At 53.7% G+C, this 12939-nt stretch carries 13 protein-coding genes; 10 read left to right on the plus strand and 3 right to left on the minus strand.

Annotated features, from left to right (window positions below):
* Positions 1–28: 28 nt before the first annotated feature.
* A complete protein-coding gene (locus ACLJXE_RS05765) occupies positions 29–883 on the plus strand; it encodes a co-chaperone YbbN (RefSeq protein ID WP_286628462.1) in 855 nt (284 codons plus the stop codon).
* A gap of 93 nt (positions 884–976) precedes the next feature.
* Here ACLJXE_RS05765 and fetB read toward each other — a convergent pair whose 3' ends face one another.
* Complete coding sequence (gene fetB / locus ACLJXE_RS05770; protein ID WP_271441940.1) at positions 977–1756, minus strand: iron efflux ABC transporter permease subunit FetB; 780 nt, start codon at positions 1754–1756, stop codon at positions 977–979.
* Complete coding sequence (fetA, locus tag ACLJXE_RS05775; protein WP_410750334.1) at positions 1749–2420, minus strand: iron efflux ABC transporter ATP-binding subunit FetA; 672 nt, start codon at positions 2418–2420, stop codon at positions 1749–1751. Before fetA ends, fetB begins: the two co-directional genes overlap by 8 nt.
* A 134-nt stretch (positions 2421–2554) precedes the next feature.
* On the opposite strand from fetA, the gene ACLJXE_RS05780 reads away from it, so the two are divergent.
* From ACLJXE_RS05780 to ACLJXE_RS05795, 4 genes are read left to right on the plus strand one after another with little or no spacing between them, the layout of a single operon-like run.
* Positions 2555–3472 (plus strand): SPFH domain-containing protein, encoded by a 918-nt coding sequence (locus ACLJXE_RS05780; RefSeq protein WP_005125227.1) that lies wholly within the window; start codon positions 2555–2557, stop codon positions 3470–3472.
* On the plus strand, positions 3469–3927 hold the full coding sequence (locus tag ACLJXE_RS05785) for an NfeD family protein (protein WP_286628464.1): 459 nt from the start codon (positions 3469–3471) through the stop codon (positions 3925–3927). Before ACLJXE_RS05780 ends, ACLJXE_RS05785 begins: the two co-directional genes overlap by 4 nt.
* Positions 3928–3947: 20 nt before the next feature.
* Positions 3948–6092: a hypothetical protein gene (locus tag ACLJXE_RS05790; RefSeq protein WP_410750335.1), complete on the plus strand. Its 2145-nt coding sequence runs from the start codon at positions 3948–3950 to the stop codon at positions 6090–6092.
* A complete protein-coding gene (locus ACLJXE_RS05795) occupies positions 6062–6778 on the plus strand; it encodes a DUF3142 domain-containing protein (RefSeq protein WP_410750336.1) in 717 nt (238 codons plus the stop codon). Before ACLJXE_RS05790 ends, ACLJXE_RS05795 begins: the two co-directional genes overlap by 31 nt.
* Here the strand turns inward: ACLJXE_RS05795 and cueR are convergent.
* Positions 6775–7185 carry a Cu(I)-responsive transcriptional regulator gene (gene cueR / locus ACLJXE_RS05800; RefSeq protein ID WP_003021822.1) on the minus strand — a complete coding sequence of 137 codons (411 nt, stop codon included), beginning with the start codon at positions 7183–7185 and terminating at the stop codon, positions 6775–6777. The two genes, ACLJXE_RS05795 and cueR, sit on opposite strands and share 4 nt — an antisense overlap.
* A gap of 290 nt (positions 7186–7475) precedes the next feature.
* Between cueR and ACLJXE_RS05805 the strand changes: the two genes are divergently transcribed.
* Genes ACLJXE_RS05805 through chuY form a run of 5 tightly spaced genes read left to right on the plus strand, consistent with a single transcriptional unit; the run spans position 7476 to position 12936 of the window.
* Positions 7476–9623, plus strand: coding sequence for a TonB-dependent receptor plug domain-containing protein (locus tag ACLJXE_RS05805; protein WP_410750337.1), 2148 nt, complete (start codon positions 7476–7478; stop codon positions 9621–9623).
* A 2-nt stretch (positions 9624–9625) separates the two neighbouring features.
* On the plus strand, positions 9626–10450 hold the full coding sequence (locus ACLJXE_RS05810; protein WP_410750338.1) for a hemin ABC transporter substrate-binding protein: 825 nt from the start codon (positions 9626–9628) through the stop codon (positions 10448–10450).
* 18 nt (positions 10451–10468) lie between these two features.
* Positions 10469–11806: a heme anaerobic degradation radical SAM methyltransferase ChuW/HutW gene (hutW, locus tag ACLJXE_RS05815; protein WP_410750339.1), complete on the plus strand. Its 1338-nt coding sequence runs from the start codon at positions 10469–10471 to the stop codon at positions 11804–11806.
* 12 nt (positions 11807–11818) lie between these two features.
* Positions 11819–12313 (plus strand): heme utilization cystosolic carrier protein HutX, encoded by a 495-nt coding sequence (gene hutX / locus ACLJXE_RS05820; protein WP_410750340.1) that lies wholly within the window; start codon positions 11819–11821, stop codon positions 12311–12313.
* Positions 12313–12936 carry an anaerobilin reductase gene (gene chuY / locus ACLJXE_RS05825; RefSeq protein WP_410750341.1) on the plus strand — a complete coding sequence of 208 codons (624 nt, stop codon included), beginning with the start codon at positions 12313–12315 and terminating at the stop codon, positions 12934–12936. The genes hutX and chuY overlap by 1 nt, the downstream gene beginning before the upstream one ends.
* Positions 12937–12939: the final 3 nt, after the last annotated feature.

Consider the following 12939-nt stretch of genomic DNA (forward strand, 5'->3'; position numbering starts at 1 on the left):
AATAAATAGACGAATAGAGAGTGACTCCATGTCCGTACAAAATATTGTCAATATTAACGAATCCAACCTGCAGCAGACCCTTGAACTGTCGATGACCACGCCGGTCCTGTTCTATTTCTGGTCTGAACGCAGCCAGCATTGCCAGCAACTGACCCCAGTGCTGGAAAGCCTGGTCGCCCAGTACAACGGTCAGTTCATTCTCGCCAAACTGGATTGCGATGCCGAGCAGATGATCGCTTCACAGTTTGGCCTGCGCGCCATCCCAACAGTGTATCTGTTCCAGAACGGTCAGCCGGTCGATGGCTTCCAGGGACCGCAGCCGGAAGAGGTGATCCGCGCACTGCTGGAGAAAGTGTTGCCGAGTGAAGAAGAGCTGAAGGCACGCCAGGCGATTGAGTTTATTGAAGCGGGTAACCACGCCGACGCCCTGCCGCTGTTGAAAGAAGCGTGGCAAATCTCCAACCAGAGCAGTGAAATTGGTCTGCTGCTGGCGGAAACGCAAATCGCACTGAATCGTTCTGAAGATGCCGAAGCGGTACTTAAAACCATCCCATTGCAGGATCAGGATACCCGTTATCAGGGGCTGGTCGCGCAAATTGAACTGCTGAAGCAGGCGGCTGATACACCAGAAATTCAGCAGTTACAGCAACAGGTTACGAATAACCCACAGGATGCAGCACTGGCAACGCAGCTGGCTATTCAATTGCACCAGGTTGGACGTAACGAAGAAGCGCTGGAACTCCTGTTCAGCCATTTGAAGAAAGATCTCGCGGCGGCGGAGGGTCAGGCACGTAAGACCTTCCAGGAGATCCTCGCTGCGCTGGGTACCGGTGATGCGCTGGCGTCAAAATATCGTCGTCAGCTGTACGCTCTGTTGTACTAATCCGTTTCTTTTGCCCGATGGCGCTATGTTTATCGGGCCGACAAACACCACTCTCGCAGGCCGGATAAGCGGTAGCCGCCATCCGGCATCACATCACGGTTTCTTTAATGGCGTCACCACCAACTGGTGGCGTGAATTATAGAACTTCCGATAGGTTAAATAGCAGGCGATAATGGTCGACAGGCTGGCGGTAGAAAGCAGCATAAACGTCACCATGATCTGGTATTTAATCGCTTTTACCGGATCGATACCGGCAAAGATCAATCCTGACATCATCCCCGGCAAACTCACTAACCCGACGGTTTTCGCGGAATCGATCGTTGGGATCAGCGATGCGCGAATACTGTCCCGAATAAGCGGCGCGGACGCGACTTTCGGAGAAGCGCCAAGGCTTAATTTTTCCTGAATTTGCTGCTGCTCGCTGCTAAAGCGCTGCCCCAGGTTGTTGTAACATAACCCGACGGCCACCATCGCATTCCCAGCGATCATGCCGGAAATCGGGATCACCTGCATCGGTGCAAACTCGATGGAGCCTGACAGAACCAAAACGGCCAGCGTGACTCCCGCCCCCGAGGTAATGGCGATAAATGAGGAGATAAAAGCCTTATCAATATATTTACTGCGTTTTTGCGCGTTATAGGCGGCGTTAAAGCAGATAAACAACACCATCACTAAGGTCAGAATGCTGTGGTTCACGCCGAAGATATATTTCAGCACATAGCCTACGATAATAAGCTGGACAACCGCCCGGCAAACGCTCCAGAGAATATCTTTTTCCAGTGCCAATTTTTCTTTGTGACTGATCAGCATCGCCACCACCACCAGCATCATCGCTAACGCCAGTGATTCATTGGTAATATTATGCTCATTCATTGCTGACTTCCTGCATTTCTCCGGCATGCGGCTGAAGGATAATGACATTATCCGCATGATTAATTTCATCTTTGTCGTGCGTCACCCACAGTACAGCAATATTCTTATCGCGCACATAGCGGTGAATTAGCTCATTCACATTCCGTTTGTTTACTTCATCCAGCGCACTGGTTATTTCATCAAGCAGCAGGATTTTAGGCAAAAACTGCAAGTTACGAATTAGCGAGACGCGCTGCTTTTCGCCACCGGATAGCTCATTGATATTTTTTTTGAGGATCGTCTCGGGGAGCTCAAAACGAGCCAGATCGGCAAGAAACACATCCGGATCCGGACGTTTATTACGGATTTGCCAGGGGAAAATGAGGTTATCGTAGACGGTGTCACCAAACAAAGCGGGCGTTTGCGCGCAATAGGAGACCTGCTGACGATACGCTTCAGGCTTGAGGGTGGTTATCTCCTTACCTTCAAAGATAATCTCACCCGCAGTCGGGCTAATTAACGACGCGACAATTTTCAACAACGTGCTTTTACCGCAACCGGACTGGCCGGTAATCAGCTTAAATTCTCCGGCATTAAGATTAAAACTGATGTTATTAAGAATTTTCGTCGTTCCTGCCTGCCAGGCGACATTCTTTAACTGAAGCAGCATTCTGCTTTCTTCCATTACCGATCCCTTTTTGACTTCTTTCATACCGACAGTCTATGCCTGTAAATTATTATAGGGGAGCCCACCTTGATTAATCGGGTATAATTTGACTAATGAAGCAGTAAAGGACAGCACAACAGGAGGTTTTATCGATGCTCATTTTTATCCCTATTCTCATTTTCGTCGCGCTGGTTATTGTCGGCGCAGGCGTGAAAATCGTCCCGCAGGGATACCAGTGGACGGTGGAGCGCTTTGGCCGTTACACCAAGACCCTGCAACCGGGGTTAAGTCTCGTGGTGCCATTTATGGACCGAATTGGTCGTAAAATCAACATGATGGAACAGGTTCTTGATATTCCATCGCAAGAGGTCATCTCCAAAGACAACGCTAACGTTGCCATTGATGCCGTTTGCTTTATTCAGGTCATCGACGCGCCAAAGGCGGCCTATGAAGTCAGTAACCTGGAGCTGGCGATCATCAACCTGACCATGACCAACATCCGTACCGTTCTCGGCTCTATGGAACTCGATGAGATGCTCTCCCAGCGCGACAACATCAATACGCGCTTGCTGCATATCGTTGATGAAGCCACCAATCCCTGGGGCATCAAAATTACCCGTATCGAGATCCGCGATGTTCGCCCACCGGCAGAGCTTATCGATGCGATGAACGCGCAGATGAAAGCAGAACGTACCAAGCGTGCCTACATTCTTGAAGCCGAGGGTATCCGTCAGGCGGAGATCGTCAAGGCCGAGGGTGAGAAACAGTCGAAAATCCTGAAAGCAGAAGGTGAACGCCAGTCCGCGTTTTTACAGGCCGAAGCACGTGAACGTTCAGCGGAAGCGGAAGCTCGTGCAACGCAGATGGTATCTGAAGCCATTGCCGCTGGGGACATTCAGGCTGTGAACTACTTTGTGGCACAGAAATACACCGAAGCGCTGCAACATATCGGTTCGTCAAATAACAGCAAAGTGGTGATGATGCCGCTGGATGCCAGCAGCCTGATGGGCTCCATCGCCGGGATCACTGAACTGATTAAGGACAGCGCCAGCGAACGGAAAAAATCATGATAGCGATGATTCTGGTTCACCCGCATATCTTCTGGCTTAGCCTCGGGGGTCTGTTACTGGCCGCCGAGATGCTGGGCGGTAACGGCTATCTGCTATGGAGCGGTGTAGCGGCGGTGATAACCGGGCTGGTTATCTGGCTCGTACCGCTCGACTGGGCGTGGCAGGGAGCAATGTTCGCCGTATTAACACTGCTGGCGGCCTGGTTGTGGTGGAAATGGCTGGCGAAGCGCGTGCAAGCGCAGAAACCGGCCGACAGTCATCTCAATCAGCGCGGACAACAGCTAGTCGGTCGTCGATTTACACTGGAAACCGGGCTGGTCAATGGTCGCGGGCATATGCGCGTCGGCGACAGCTCGTGGCCCGTCAGCGCCAATGATGACTTAAGTGCCGGAACACACGTTGAAGTGGTTGCCGTTGAAGGTATTACTCTGGTAATCAAAGCCGTATCACAATAAAACAGACAGGAAATAAGACTATGGTCAGGAAGACACCCCTCGCCTTTGCCCTTTTCACACTACTGGCAGCCGCTCCTCAGGCGTTTGCCTCATCAGATATAGAAGATTGCAAATGGAGCGATGACCACTGTCTGCTGAAAGGCACGCCAACCTTCAGCCCCGGAAACGACAGCCGTGATAACCTGCTACGACTGCTGAGTCAGGAAAAATCATTCGCCCTGCCTATACAGGCGATGCCTGAGGATATCACCCGCTCCCGAGATTTCTATTTTGCGTATCATCCGCAGTGGGATGACATCACGTCGCCCGCAGCCACCGCCCCGGAGCAAAATGCAGATGACACGCTAACCCGGCAAATGGCTGAACTGCACATCAGCGCGGATGAGGTAATCCGCAATGATGATGATCTCGAAAACCGCCATGTTTCGAATAATATGGACAGTACCAGTCAATTCTTTGCCGCACTGCTCGCCGATACCTCGTTGACGGTTGAACAACGTCAGGCCCTGGCACAAGCACGTATGGGGCTGTTGTCCGGCGCAACCCGTGAGCAGATTGATGCCTCATTGACCACTCTGCCTGAGGATTCCGGTGCCCAACGCTATAAAACGTACCTGATTGCCGCCGCCAATTTCTATGCCGGTGATTATGTGAATGCCGAACAAGCGTTTACTCAGCTAGCGAAAAGCGATCGCCCGTGGCTGGCAGAGACCGCGCAATACATGCTGATGCGTGCGGCGTTGAACAAGAGCAGCCAGAACAGCGTGGGCGAGTACGGCGATTTTGATATTGCAAAAATTAACCGCGAGGATGCGACTCAGGCTCAGACGCAGGCACAAGCCTATCTGCAACGCTACCCGCAAGGCCTGTATGCCGACTCTGCGCGCGGTATGCTGCGTCGCATCAACTGGTATTTACAGGCGTGGCCACAGCTGGCCGGGTTGTATGAACAGACGCTCCAGCAGTCGGCTGACGCACGGCAACTGCGTGAAATTGTTATCGAATACGATAATGTCTACGGTATGGCGTTCTACGAACAGTCCGTGGTGGAAGCATTCCCCGATGCGCCGCTTGTCAGCTATATCGAACTGCTGCGCGCGCTGCGTCTGGATAACAACGGTAAACCAACGCTGACGCAGGCGCAGCTCGATACCAGCAAACCAGTGTTTGAGCAGAGCCAAAAATTGCCGCTATGGCGCGATCTGCAACTGAATCTCTGGCTGGCGACCGGGAACTACGCGGAGATTATTCAGGCAGTTACGCCAGCGCAAAAACTTGCCGCTCACGATACGCTCGTCTTCAGTGAACAGGTGCTGTACGGCGAAGCGCTGATGGGCCAGAAGAATTGGAGCGCGGCGCGTGATTTCTGGCAACAGTTGCTAAAACTCAGCCGGGACAACGAACAGCAGCAGTATGTGCAGGCTAAGCTCGCCGCAACGCTGGTTTATAGCGGCGACGTGGCGGCGGTTTTTGCCCCAGAAAGCGCAGTAACCAACCTGCGTTTTCGCTCGCAGGTACTGAAAACACAGGCATCGCCTGAACTACTGCGCCAGCAGGCCGTTCATGGACCTAACAATGAAGAGCGAACCATCGCCCTGCATACGCTGCTGGTACGCGATCTTACCGAAAATCGCTTTGGCGACTGGTTGAATGACCGAAAACTGGCCAGCGCCATTACTCCACCGGTGATGGGCGACGCGTTTGATGACGTTAATCTGAGTATTTTCGACTGGAATGGCGATGCCGCTCAAGCCGGTTACACCTGTCGCAGCCTCAATGAAACGGTCACGGTATTAAGCAAAAAAGCGGATGATGCCCACGCGCTGAACTGCTTAGGCGAATTCTTCCGCACCACGCAAACCCACGTTGATTTGTGGAAAAACAGTGCCGGCAACGATGTGCTCGAATCAGCAATCTCGCGCAAGGCGCCGTTCGGCCAGTTCGACAGGCAGCGCTATTATCAACAGGTTATCGCGTCTCCAAAAGCAGAAGTCGAGGATAAAAGCTTTGCGCTGTATCGGGCCATCATGTGCTACTCCCCGTCAGGCTATAACGAATGTGGCGGTGAAGACGTGGATAAATCACAACGAAAAGACTGGTTCACGCAGTTAAAGACACAGTATCCGGGAAGTCCGTGGGCGCAAAAACTCAAATACTACTGGTAATCGCGCTGCTGGCCGGTCAGACACAGGCGGCGGATATCGTCGCTGCCCGGGAGCATCCGGCCTTCTGGCTGTGGTCCGGCGTGAAGGCCAGTGACGAGCTGAAAGACGCACAAACGGTCTATCTGCATCAGGGTGAAGTGCTGATTCGTTCGGGTAACGTGGTTTTCCAGCGTCTCGGGCTGCCGGTCAGCCGCCTGTCTTTTCCCTCAATCTGGCTGACCGTGCGCTTTACCACGCTCGACGTACCGGAGGCGATCCCGGCTCGCATCATTCGGCTGTTGCAACGCTGGCAGACCGCCGGGAATCACGTGGTCGGCCTGCAGGTTGATTTTGACGCGGCGACCCATCAGCTTGCTGATTACGCCCATTTTCTGCAGCAATTGCGTCAACAGTTGCCGCCAGAGTTTGCGCTTGGTGTGACTGGTCTGCTGGACTGGGCAAAAACCGGGGATATCGCCACGCTGAATGCGCTGGCGGTCGATGAACTGGTGGTCCAGAGCTATCAGGGCCGTCATACGGTAACGAATTATCAGGCGTATCTGCCCGCACTCAGTCGTCTGCGCATTCCGTTTAAGCTGGGGCTGGTGCAAAACGGTAGCCGGGACCCGCAGGCTGAAGCGCAGCTTGAGAAATCCCCGTGGTACCGCGGCACGGTGGTGTTTATGCTTAATCCCCCTCGCCGTTAAGCCTTCGCTTTATGGTGGCAGCAGCCGGAGAGGTTATCAATGATCGGGCATTCGGCGCTGTCATCGCCAGGGCAACTCTCCGCCAGCGCCAGCAAATGCAAGCGCATGGCCTGCAACTCGCTGATATGCCGCTCAATATCCGCTACCTTTTCTAAGGTACGCTTTTTGACATCTGCGCTGTGACGCGCCGGATCGTTAAACAGGTTCACCAGTTCGCCACACTCTTCGAGATTAAAACCAACCTGGCGTGCCTGGCGCAGCAGCGTCAGTTCATTCAGATGCTGTTGGTTGTATGTGCGATAGCCATTTTCGCTACGCAGCGGCGGCGTCACTAAGCCTTTTTCTTCATAAAAGCGTATCGCTTTGCTGGTCAAACCGGTTCTTTTCGCAACATCGCTAATATTCACATTTCCCCCGCGGATCGTGTTGGTACTGAGCCCCATTATAGCCCAGATTGTCGTAATGCTTTACCCGAGAACCCTGCACATTTCCCACCTGCACCGTGATGCACAAATCCTTTTAATTCACATTGTTATGTTCGATTCAGATCACATTTCTGTATTTAATGACCGCACGAAATTGACTCAAATCAAAAGATATATTGGTTCTACATCTTTCATCTTGAACAAAGAGAAACAATTTTATATATAAACGCGAATGATAATGATGATCATTTACATTCAATAAAGGTTCTCTTATGTTGCCACGGAATAACCAAAGGCCATTTATTCTTTCAGCCCTGACATTATGCATCTCTGGCACTGCTTTCGCAGCGACAACCCCCCCGGCACACTCTTCGACATCGCACGACGATACCGTGATCGTCACGGCTAGCCGCACCGAAAGTAGTCTCTGGGATAGCCCGGCAACCATTCAGGTTATCGATCGTCAGACGTTACAAAACTCCACCAGCGTATCTATCGCCGACGATCTGCAGGATATTCCCGGCGTCGAAGTCACTGATAACGCCCTCGCAGGGCGAAAACAAATCCGTATCCGTGGCGAAGCGTCTTCACGGGTGCTGATTTTGATCGACGGCCAGGTCGTCAGCTATCAGCGTGCCGGACAAAATTACGGAGCCGGTTTGCTGATTGACGAATCCGCGCTGGAACGCATTGAGGTGGTCAAAGGCCCCTATTCTGTCCTCTACGGTTCGCAGGCGATTGGTGGCGTCGTGAACTTTATTACCAAAAAAGGCGGTGATAAACCACTCGGCGGCAGTATCAAAGCCGTTTATAACTCCGCGACCGCTGGCTGGGAAGAATCGGCTGCAGCCTGGGGCAGTATCGGAAACTTTGACTACCGCATCAATGGCAGCTATTCCGACCAGGGGGACCGCGACACACCTGACGGAAGATTGCCCGACACCAATTTCCGTAACAACAGCCAGGGTGTGTGGCTTGGCTACAACTTCGATCGCCACAAAATTGGCCTCTCCCTCGACCGTTATAAGCTGTCCACTCAAACCTGGTTTGACGATCCGGAAGGCCAGTTCGACGACTTTAGCGTCAAAATTCCTAAGCTGGAACGCGAGAAAATCGGTCTTTTCTACGACTACGCGGCCGATGGGGATTACCTGAAGAACATCCATGTTGACGCATACACCCAGACAATAGAGCGCAAATTTGAAAACCGGGTCAAAACAACCCAGGTAATCCCCAGCCCGATGATTAAAGCGCTGACGGTAAGCAATCAGACCAATACCAACGACAAACAGTATACCCAGGGGGTAACGCTACAGAGCAACTTCTCCCTGCCTGCTAACAACGAGCTGGTGATTGGTACTCAGTACCAGCATGACAAAATAAAACAGGACACGAACGGCAGTACGCGCCAGACCGCGGCTACCGGCTTCTTCGATACGCAAACCCGCACCTTGTCATACAACGAAGCAGAGCAAAGCAACACCTCGTTATTCGCGCAAAACGACTGGCGCTTTGCCGATGACTGGACGTGGACCGTGGGCGCACGCCAGTACTGGCTGTCTTCGAAACTCAATCGCAACGATACGCAAACTATGCAAAGCAGCGGTACGAGCTGGCAATCTACCGGGGGCAATTCCGTTCACGATGATGAACTGGTGACCTCAACCAGCCTGCGTTATTCCGGTTTTGAAGATCTTGAACTCCGGGCAGCATACGCCCAGGGCTATGTTTTCCCTACGCTGACTCAGCTGTTCACACAGACGTCCGCTGGCGGCAGCGTGACCTACGGCAACCCAAATCTGAAGGCGGAACACTCGAATAACTATGAGTTAGGCGCGCGGTATAAAGGGAATATGTGGCTGATAGACGGCGCCATTTATTACTCCGAAGCTAAAGACTATATCGCCAGTCTGGCCTGTTCAGGTCAACCCGTTTGCTATGGTAACAGCACCTCTTCACGCGGCGGCTACAACTACTATGACAACATCGATCGGGCCAAAACCTGGGGTATGGAACTCACCGCAGAATACAACGGCTGGGCAGTTTCACCTTACCTGAGCGGTAATCTTATTCGTCGTCAGTACGAGGGTGACACGATTAAAACCTGGGATACCGGCGAACCTACGCTGACCGGGCGCGTGGGTCTGAAACATACCTGGTTGATGAATGTCGCTAACGTAACGTCCGATGTCTTTATTCGCGCGGCGTCCAGCGCCAAAGATAATACCGGTAGTACCGAAATTAATTACCCGGGTTGGGCCACGCTTAACCTCGCATTCAACACCGAGTTTGGTCCGCAAGACCAGTATCAGGTCAACCTCGCGCTTAACAACCTGACCGACAAGCGTTACAGAACCGCGCATGAATCTATCCCTGGCGCGGGTTTCAACGCCGCCGTTGGCTTTGCGTGGAATTTCTGACGATGAAAAAACGCCTGATTGGCTTACTGAGCCTCGCCTGCGTTTTCAGCGCCCACTCCGCCGATCGCCTGGTAGTGGCGGGCGGCTCGCTTAGCGAACTGATTTACGCCATGGGCGTCGGCAACCAGGTGGTCGGCGTTGATGAAACCACCTCGTACCCGCCCGAAACGGCCGCACTCCCGCATATCGGCTACTGGAAGCAGTTAAGCAGCGAGGGCATTTTATCGCTGCATCCGGACAGCTTTATCACCTGGCAGGATGCAGGCCCTCAAATCGTGTTGGATCAGCTGCGGGCGCAAAAAGTGAACGTCGTGACGTTGCCGCGCGTCCCGGCCACCGTTGCGCAGATGTACGCCAACATTCGGGAACTGGCTCAAACCCTGCATATTCCCGAACAAGGTGAGACGTTGATCGATCGCATACGTCAACGTCTGGATCGCGTTCAGCACAGCGTGGAGACAAAAAACGCGCCGATCAAAGCCATGTTCATTCTCTCCGCGGGCGGCAGCGCGCCGCAGGTCGCCGGCAAGGGTAGCGTTGCCGATGCCATTATGACCCTCGCAGGTGCACAAAATGTCGCCACTCACGCACAGTACAAAAGCTACAGCGCGGAATCGCTGATCGCGGCCAACCCGGAGGTCATCGTGGTGACGTCGCAAATGGTCGATGGCGATCTGAATCGTCTGAGCGCCATCGCCGGTATTACCCACACTGCAGCCTGGAAAAATCAGCGCATTGTGGCGGTAGACCAGGCATTGATTCTGGGAATGGGTCCCCGCGTCGCGGACGCTGTTGAAGCTCTGCACCAACAATTCTGGCCACAGTAAAGGGAATTTAAAAGAAGTATGAACACTCAAAGCACGCTGAATCTCACCCCACATTTTGCCCTGGAGGGAAGCCAGCCCTTTAAGGACAGGCGCGCCACGATGCCCTGGCGCGGCGCGATCCCCATCGCCAAAGAGCACCTGTCACAAACCTGGCAGGAGCTCCTCAGTCAGCCTACACCGGCACGTAAACGGCTGGTGTATTTGCACATCCCTTTTTGCGCAACCCATTGTACTTTCTGTGGGTTTTATCAAAACCGCTTTGAAGAGGATCACTGCGCCCGCTATACCAACGCGCTGTTGCGCGAAATAGAGATGGAAGCCGACAGCGCATTGCATCAGTCAGCGCCCATTCACGCAGTTTATTTTGGCGGCGGTACACCGTCTGCGCTGTCAGCACGGGATCTGGCCAGAATCATCACCGTGCTGCGTGAAAAGCTACCGCTCGCGCCGGACTGCGAAATCACCATCGAGGGACGGGTTCTCAATTTTGACGATGCCCGCATCGATGCCTGCCTTGACGCTGGCGCCAATCGCTTTTCGATCGGCATTCAGTCCTTTAACAGCCGGATCCGCAAGAAAATGGCGCGCACCTCGGACGGCCCGACCGCCATAGCCTTTATGCAGGGGCTGGTAAAACGGGATCGTGCCGCCGTGGTGTGCGATCTGCTGTTTGGTCTGCCAGGACAGGACGCCAAACTGTGGGGCGACGATCTGGCGATTGCCCGCGACATCGGCCTCGACGGCGTAGATCTTTATGCGCTGAACCTGATCCCCAATACGCCGCTTGGCAAAGCGGTTGAAACCGGGCGCACAACGGTTCCCTCCCCTGCCGAACGTCGCGATCTCTATCTTCAGGGCTGCGATTTTATGGACAGCGCAGGCTGGCGTTGCATCAGTAACAGTCACTGGGCGCGAACCACGCGGGAACGCAATCTGTACAACCTGCTGATTAAACAGGGCGCTGACTGTCTGGCATTCGGCTCCGGCGCAGGGGGGTCGGTCAATGGCTATTCCTGGATGGTCGAGCGCAATCTGACCACATGGCATGAATCCATCGCCGCCGGAAAAAAACCGCTCATGATGATGATGCGTACCGCCGAGCGCGGTTTCCAGTGGCGGCACACCCTCCAGGCCGGCATTGAAACGGCCCGCGTCCCGCTGGATGAACTGACGCCTCATGCCCAAAAACTGGCCCCGCTACTGACCCAATGGCATCACGCAGGACTGACGCGAGATGCCAGTACCTGTATACGCCTGACCAATGAAGGGCGTTTTTGGGCGAGCAATATTTTGCAGTCTCTTGATGAACTGATTCAGACACTTAACGCGCCGCGTATTGCGGTAGAGCAACCATAACAGGAGTGAAGTATGAGCCATGTCTCTTTACAGGATTTTTTGAAAACTGAGCCGGACGGTACGCTGGAAGCTATCGCGGCCCGGTACAACACCACGCTGCTGGAGGTGGTGAAAAGTCTCCCCTCCCCGACGCTGGTTTCCGGCGATCAATTTGATACCGTCTGGGAAACCGTCAGCGAATGGGGCAAAGTCACTACCCTGGTCCATACTGCTGATGTCATTCTGGAATTTACCGGTGAATTACCTTCCGGATTCCACCGCCACGGTTACTTCAACCTGCGCGGCAAAAAAGGCATGACCGGTCATATCAAGGCAGAGAACTGCACGCATATTGCCCTGATTGAACGCAAATTTATGGGCATGGACACCGCGTCCATTCTCTTCTTTAACCAGGCGGGTAGCGCTATGTTCAAAATTTTCCTCGGGCGGGATGAGCATCGCCAGCTACTGGCCGACCAGGTCAGTGCCTTTCACGCGCTGTCTTCATCCTTAAAGGAACATGCCTGATGGCTCCATGGCTCATTTTTGGTGCAGGTGGTAGCGGCGTCGGCGCAAAAACGCTGGCACTCGCACTGGCGGAACAACGCCCGGTGATTGCCGTCGTTCGCAACGCGCAGGTCGCTGCCGGGTTACAGGAAAAAGGTGTGCAGGTCTTCATTGGCGACGCCTGCGACAGCCAGGTCACCGCCTGTGCCTGTCGCGCTGCTGGTCAACATGCGACGGTGATTTCCTCCATGGGCGGTGCCCACGATTATCTGGCGCACAGAACCGTCATTGATGAAGCAGAAAAAGCGGAGATCAAACGCATGATTCTGGTGACGTCGCTGGGCTGTGGCGACAGTTGGCTCTTTTTATCCCCACGCGCCAGGGCCGCATTTGGTCAGGCGGTACGGGAAAAATCGTTGGCTGAAAGCTGGCTACAAACCAGTCAACTGGACTACGCCATTCTCCGCCCCGGCGGTTTGCTGAACGGTGCAGCCACAGGCCTGGCGCAACGGATACAGGCCCAGGAGTGTCATGGTTTTGTGATGCGTGCAGATGTTGCAAAGCACATTCACGAACTGGCTACAGCCCCGTCACTCAATAACCAGATTTACAGTTTGGTTGAGCCAGGACTCAAACCCGCGTAAACC

It is taken from the genome of Citrobacter sp. U14242 (assembly GCF_046555775.1).
Lineage (GTDB): Bacteria > Pseudomonadota > Gammaproteobacteria > Enterobacterales > Enterobacteriaceae > Citrobacter.

Bases quoted from the DNA above. Each gene is read 5' to 3' on its own strand.
- hutX (WP_410750340.1), top strand. From the start codon at position 11,819: ATGAGCCATGTCTCTTTACAGGATTTTTTGAAAACTGAGCCGGACGGT.
- ACLJXE_RS05790 (WP_410750335.1), top strand. From the start codon at position 3,948: ATGGTCAGGAAGACACCCCTCGCCTTTGCCCTTTTCACACTACTGGCA.
- ACLJXE_RS05765 (WP_286628462.1), top strand. From the start codon at position 29: ATGTCCGTACAAAATATTGTCAATATTAACGAATCCAACCTGCAGCAG.
- hutW (WP_410750339.1), top strand. From the start codon at position 10,469: ATGAACACTCAAAGCACGCTGAATCTCACCCCACATTTTGCCCTGGAG.
- ACLJXE_RS05810 (WP_410750338.1), top strand. From the start codon at position 9,626: ATGAAAAAACGCCTGATTGGCTTACTGAGCCTCGCCTGCGTTTTCAGC.
- fetB (WP_271441940.1), bottom strand. From the start codon at position 1,756: ATGAATGAGCATAATATTACCAATGAATCACTGGCGTTAGCGATGATG.
- chuY (WP_410750341.1), top strand. From the start codon at position 12,313: ATGGCTCCATGGCTCATTTTTGGTGCAGGTGGTAGCGGCGTCGGCGCA.
- ACLJXE_RS05780 (WP_005125227.1), top strand. From the start codon at position 2,555: ATGCTCATTTTTATCCCTATTCTCATTTTCGTCGCGCTGGTTATTGTC.
- ACLJXE_RS05785 (WP_286628464.1), top strand. From the start codon at position 3,469: ATGATAGCGATGATTCTGGTTCACCCGCATATCTTCTGGCTTAGCCTC.
- fetA (WP_410750334.1), bottom strand. From the start codon at position 2,420: ATGGAAGAAAGCAGAATGCTGCTTCAGTTAAAGAATGTCGCCTGGCAG.
- ACLJXE_RS05805 (WP_410750337.1), top strand. From the start codon at position 7,476: ATGTTGCCACGGAATAACCAAAGGCCATTTATTCTTTCAGCCCTGACA.